Source organism: Candidatus Cloacimonadota bacterium (genome assembly GCA_021734245.1).
Lineage (GTDB): Bacteria > Cloacimonadota > Cloacimonadia > Cloacimonadales > TCS61 > B137-G9.
Window position 1 is genome coordinate 1 of record JAIPJH010000132.1, and the last position, 5,567, is coordinate 5,567.

The 5,567-nt window shown below is 37.4% G+C and carries 5 protein-coding genes; all 5 read right to left on the reverse strand.

What is annotated here, in order from left to right:
• Nucleotides 1-273 precede the first annotated feature (273 nt).
• Complete coding sequence (locus K9N40_12985; GenBank protein ID MCF7815383.1) at nucleotides 274-1,398, reverse strand: hypothetical protein; 1,125 nt, start codon at nucleotides 1,396-1,398, stop codon at nucleotides 274-276.
• Nucleotides 1,399-1,499: 101 nt separating this feature from the next.
• Nucleotides 1,500-3,368: a glutamate mutase L gene (locus tag K9N40_12990; protein ID MCF7815384.1), complete on the reverse strand. Its 1,869-nt coding sequence runs from the start codon at nucleotides 3,366-3,368 to the stop codon at nucleotides 1,500-1,502.
• Between the two features lie 15 nt (nucleotides 3,369-3,383).
• Nucleotides 3,384-3,746 carry a hypothetical protein gene (locus K9N40_12995; GenBank protein MCF7815385.1) on the reverse strand — a complete coding sequence of 121 codons (363 nt, stop codon included), beginning with the start codon at nucleotides 3,744-3,746 and terminating at the stop codon, nucleotides 3,384-3,386.
• Between the two features lie 173 nt (nucleotides 3,747-3,919).
• Nucleotides 3,920-4,624, reverse strand: a complete 705-nt coding sequence (locus K9N40_13000; GenBank protein MCF7815386.1) for a ComF family protein — start codon at nucleotides 4,622-4,624, stop codon at nucleotides 3,920-3,922.
• Complete coding sequence (locus K9N40_13005) at nucleotides 4,605-5,297, reverse strand: hypothetical protein (protein MCF7815387.1); 693 nt, start codon at nucleotides 5,295-5,297, stop codon at nucleotides 4,605-4,607. Before K9N40_13005 ends, K9N40_13000 begins: the two co-directional genes overlap by 20 nt.
• Between the last annotated feature and the right edge of the window lie 270 nt (nucleotides 5,298-5,567).

Below are 5,567 nucleotides of genomic sequence, written 5' to 3' on the forward strand. Positions count from 1 at the left end.
ATAGTCGTGGTGTGGATAGTGTACACTTTAGATAAATTTCAGACTTATCCACGATTTGACACTATTTTTCACTTATGTTTTTCTATTCTCGCTTTATGAAAATGTTTCATAACTTTTCATAAAACATGTTACACTACCACTTTTAATTCCTAATAAAATTAGATCGATACTTCCTGCAAGAAATAACTAAAAAAAACCTGCCTGACTTCTAAAAGCCCGGCAGGTTTCAAATTATCTCTTTGATTCTTTGCTTCTCTTTATCTTTGCCTTTTTCTACTCTTCAATAACTTCCACATTGGCACGAGGAAGTGTAACTTTCTGTCCATCTTCCAGTTCTGCTTCCAGAATACGAACCAATGTTTCAGATTCTACCGGAGTCAGTTTTTCGGGAAGTCCTGTAACTTTTCCGATCATTCCAAAGTTTGGCTGACGGATCACACGGATGGTTGTTCCGATAAGAAGTTCAGACATTTTAGCTTCTTTCACTTTTAGTTCTTCTACTTCAAATTTAATTGGAATGATAATCTCAGGACGCATCACGCCGGCACGAATCTGAGTAAAACCATGAATGGAAGTTTTATGACCTTCAAATTGTTTCATCAATTCAAATGTCTTCTTTGCCATGTTAATATTACCAAAACCTTCGGTAGCAACAATAGTAAGACCGATTTCTTCATGCCCTGTAATAGCAACGCCGATATCGTAACCCAGAAGGTCCTTCAGATCCTGATCATCAATACCACCGGTGATAATTCCCGCAACTCCAACTTTTTGAGCTTTTTTGATAACAGCAAGTGTAGCGATAGCTCCGCAAACAATAATTTTATCTTTGCATGAATCATCAATTTTAGCCGGATCAAGAATTGCATCCGGTGCATCGGCCAGAACCTTTATCTCGCCGTTTGTTTCACCACCGATCCCGAAAATTCCCTGCACATAAGCAGATTTATTTTCGATGATAACACCTTCTTCTGGAATTATATCAACTACCACGCCATCCATAAACGCAGCAACCTGAACAGGTATGCGTGGTTCGCGAAGTAACAGCTGCCCGGTTAAAGTGGAAATACTTTCTACTTCACCTTCGATAGGTGATTTTACAATTGATTTGAACATGCCAAAGAAACCTTTTGTTTGTGCCAACATAGTTCCTTTTTTCAGGATGTCGCCTTCTTTTATCTTGATGTAATCTTTCATAAATTTGGGGTCTACACCCAATTTATTTGCCAGATTGAAAGGAACTACTTTTCCCGGAAGAAGAGTTTCTGCTACAAAATCATTGGCTTTTACTTTATCGCCTTTCTTAACCAGAACTTTTCCTTTTAGAGGTAAAATTCTTTCTTTTCTTAAAACTATACTATCGGTTACTGTTAAACCTGGTGAATATGCTTGAGCCATTATGCCTCCATTTTTTAGCAACTAACAAATACGAACATTTTTTTTTCGTTCTGTTCGAATAGTTCGTTGCTTAATCATTTTTTTATATGTGCCTTATGAGGCTATTCTAAAATTTCCATAGGATATGCATCCAGTTCTTTCATCCATTTCTTCAGAAGTGGAACTCTTTCTTCTGCTGAATCCGGCAAGACAAATGGATCACGACCACGGGTATCCAAAACGATTCCAACTACTCCACCGTGCAATTCTGTTTCAACTTCCTGTCCTTTGCCAGCTCCAATATCCAAACCACGAGCAGGTTTCAAAGTTGCTTTCGCAGTTTCATCTACTCCACAAGGCAGTAATCTCAGTTCGCCAAATGGAATTTCTTCTTCAAAAGTTTCGCCGTTTGGAAGTTCAATTTTTGCAGTTAATGATACTTTATTATGTTTGATCTTACCAACTGGAGCTACACAGGTTCCCAGATATATCAGACAATCTTTTTCAAAAACTTCGGTAGCAGCTTTTTCACTGATCTCTGCCAAAACACCAAGCTGCGGCATCATGAAAATACTATCCACAGCCAGTCTTGTTATTCCTTCCGGCAGGAAGGCATCGATCATCATCATAACTGATTGATTACGACGCGGAGCATGAGAAAGAACTCCACCAGAACCAACCAGCAGATCAAGACTCATCATGTTTACGATGGTATCACCGGAAACAGATTGAGAAAACGCTTCCGAGATTTCTCGTTGTCTTTGACCACCTTTCAGAGATACAGCAAATTCTTTGTGTTGAATAAAAGCGTAACGCAAAGCTTCTTTAGCAATTGCCTGTTCCAATACAAGTTCTTCTAATTGTTGTGGAATTGTAGTTGGACGGATCATCTTGTTTTTAATCATGTTACGCAGCATAGATTTATCTATATCGAACGGTACCCAGCGCAAAATATTATCAATTCCGGCTGTAGCTAAAACATTGGAAATACTGTAGCTCATGCCCAGATTTGCACTCACGGTTCTATTAAATACTCGCTGTTCAGTAAAAACGGAGAAAACATCAGTAGTAGCTCCGCCAATATCCACACCCAGAACTTCAATATTATTTACTTTGGCGATCGTCTGCATGATATTTCCCACAGCTGCAGGTGTCGGCATGATTGGAATATCAACGAGTTTGCCATTGATCGGACCTTTGGTCCAACTCATCAATTTGTTGTATCCGGGAGCTTGCGCCATTACGTGTTCCATAAAAAGGTCATGGATTTTATCACGAGCCGGCCCCAGATTTTCCCGTTCCAAAGTAGGACGCAGATTATCGGTGATAATAAGGTCGGTTTTTTTATCCAATGTTTCCTTGATAATATCACGAGCTTTGTTGTTGCCAGCATAAATTACAGGCAGCTTATAGCTGGAGCCAAGACGAGGTTTTGGATCGGCAGCTCCAACCAGTTCAGCCATTTCTGCTACGTGTTTGGTTGTTCCGCCATCTACACCGCCAGCCATTAAAATCATGTCGGGTCGCAGGTGTCGAATACGTTCAATTTTTTCATGGTTTGCACGTTTGTCGTTGCTTGCGATCAGATCCATAACGATAGCACCAGCACCCAGAGCAGCACGTTCTGCGCTTTCTCCAGTCATTCTGGCTACCACTCCAGTTACCATCATCTGCAAGCCACCGCCAGCACTACTGGTAGAAACATAAGCATCAACACCCTGATCTTCTTTGTTTGTAAGCCAGATTTTATTGTCTTTGGTGAATTTAATGCTGTCATCATTGTATTTGATGCGTGCAAGTTCTTCCAGTTCTGTAACTGCATTGATAACACCTCTGGTTACATCATTCAAAGGTTTTTCTACAGTTGTGGGAGCTTCACCACGTACTGTTTGACGGAACTCACCGTCAATATACTCAATCAGAATCGATTTCGTGGTAGTAGATCCGCAGTCAGTTGCAATGATTCTTTTCAGCTTTTGAGCATCTCCCATACTTTCCTCCATATTTTATTTCTTGAATATTTTTTTAAAGAAATTTTTGATTTTATTTCTTCTACGTTTTTTTCTCATTCTGCGCTGTTTACGTTCTTCTTTATATACTTCCACATCAAGTTCGTCGATGCGATTTATAAGCAAGTTTACATTTTCCTGATTTTCCAGAAGAGCAGCAAATTCCTGGTACTCTTTGGGATTGAAGATCAATTCTGCAAAGGGAGCTAAAAAGTAAAGAACCTGACTTCCCAACCTGCTGAGAGGCCGTAATGATTCGATCGTCATAATTGCAGGTGCTGCCATCCTTTTTTTCACGATGAAAAGAGAAATTTTCTCTATCAGCTCAACTGCTCTTTCCTGATCGATCTCTACAATCATTCTTTTTTATTCCTTTTCAAATTTAACTCATTATATAATAAATATTTACTTTATCTATTTTAGTTTTTCAAAAAATCTTGATGCCCTTATGGTTGTCAAGACAATGATTATCTAATTAGCTGATTTATTAATTATTTACTGCACTTATGGCTAATGTTTTTGGAAAAGCCACATTATGCTCGAGCAAGTGTGAAGGCAAAAACTTGTGAAACTTTATGCTTTTTTAAAAGCAACGATATGCTATTCAGCGTTGATCCTGTGGTAAAGACATCGTCTACAACTAAAACTGTTTTTCCTTTTATTTCATATTTGGAATTCAATTCAAAAGCACCTTTTACATTTTGTTGCCTTTCAGATCTACCTAATTTGGTTTGGGTTTGCGTAAAACGTTTCCTAATAATCAAGTTTGGATTATGTTCAATTTTTAGTTCAGATGCTATTTTTCTGGCCAACATCTCAGCCTGATTAAAACCTCGATGCCGTTTCTTTACGCTGTGAAGCGGAACTGGAGCAATGATATCGATTTTGGAAAATGGTTTTAATTCTAACAAAAGCTCTGCTGCTTTTTGCCCCAGAAAATCTGCTATTCTGATCATTTCATCGTATTTTAGATCGTGAATAAATTTTTGCATAACTTTATTGAAGCCATAAACTGATCTGGCTCTATCAAAAGCAAAATCTTCTTTGCTGCAAACCTTGCATTCGCCATTTTTCAAAATTGAACCGCAGTAATTACAAACATCTTCCAGCCAAACCAAATCATTTTTGCATTCTTCGCAAATTATGCCCTCTGGAATGCGTTTTCGGCAAGAAAAACAGTTGGGAGGAAATAGCAAATCGAGAAAAGATTTCAGCAGATTATTCTTCGTCCTGTTCATCTTCCGAGCTATCTTTATTTTTCGATGATTTTACTGCAAAACCCAATTGAAACAGATAAGCATTATCCGGTTCCCAGGTCATCAAAGCCCAGGAATAAAGTGATCGTAATTTTCTGGCATCTTCCTTGAAAAGTTCTATTTGGATTGCAGTATTTTTTTCTGTTTTTTCTTTCTTCAATTTTTCGATTTTTTCGGCAATTTGAAGTGAATTATTCAACAGTTTTATCAACTTATCCACGAAATCCTGTGGAATTGCCTGCTCTTTTTTATTTTGCATATGATTCTGATAAGCTCGAATAAATTTATCTGCAACAGCAATTTTATCAGCTCGATTGCGGGGAAATTTACTATCCACTCCAAAAGAACGTAATACATTTTTTTCCTGAGAATACGTACTTTTTACAAGTCTTTTGCATTTAAGATAATATTTGAATGTTTTCTCATCTGCATCTCTTTGTTCCTGATAAAATTCGTTTGATCTTGATTTTTTGCTTTCTGCAATTTTGAGTGCTTTTTCCCATTTATCATAGGCATGCAATCCCCAATCAACCAAGGAGCGTGGAATAGATAATGACGTTGACCAATAATCGATATAATTTTTTAGTATTTTTAATCGCTCACTGCGTTTTGCATAGCTGTCATTTGTAAAATAATTGTCGTTAAAAACAGCCATCTTTTCCTCCTGATTTCAATATTAAAATCTTTTATTACAAAATTCATAAATCTAAATTACAATTCATTACCTTTAATAAAAGTTTCAATTTGTACGTCAATAATTTTATTTATGGAAGCAGATTTCGTTATCCCAAGTTTCGGCAAAAAACATCCAAAACCACAAAAATAATGAGCTAAGTGCTTGAAAAATAGAACAAATTCTTCTAAAAATGGCGAAAAAGTGCCCAAAAAATATTTATTGAGAAATGAGTTGACCGGCTGCGATGGT

Excerpts from the sequence above, each read along its gene's own strand:
- K9N40_12985 (MCF7815383.1), bottom strand. The coding sequence starts at position 1,398 with ATGGCTCAAGCATATTCACCAGGTTTAACAGTAACCGATAGTATAGTT.
- K9N40_12990 (MCF7815384.1), bottom strand. The coding sequence starts at position 3,368 with ATGGGAGATGCTCAAAAGCTGAAAAGAATCATTGCAACTGACTGCGGA.
- K9N40_12995 (MCF7815385.1), bottom strand. The coding sequence starts at position 3,746 with ATGATTGTAGAGATCGATCAGGAAAGAGCAGTTGAGCTGATAGAGAAA.
- K9N40_13000 (MCF7815386.1), bottom strand. The coding sequence starts at position 4,624 with ATGAACAGGACGAAGAATAATCTGCTGAAATCTTTTCTCGATTTGCTA.
- K9N40_13005 (MCF7815387.1), bottom strand. The coding sequence starts at position 5,297 with ATGGCTGTTTTTAACGACAATTATTTTACAAATGACAGCTATGCAAAA.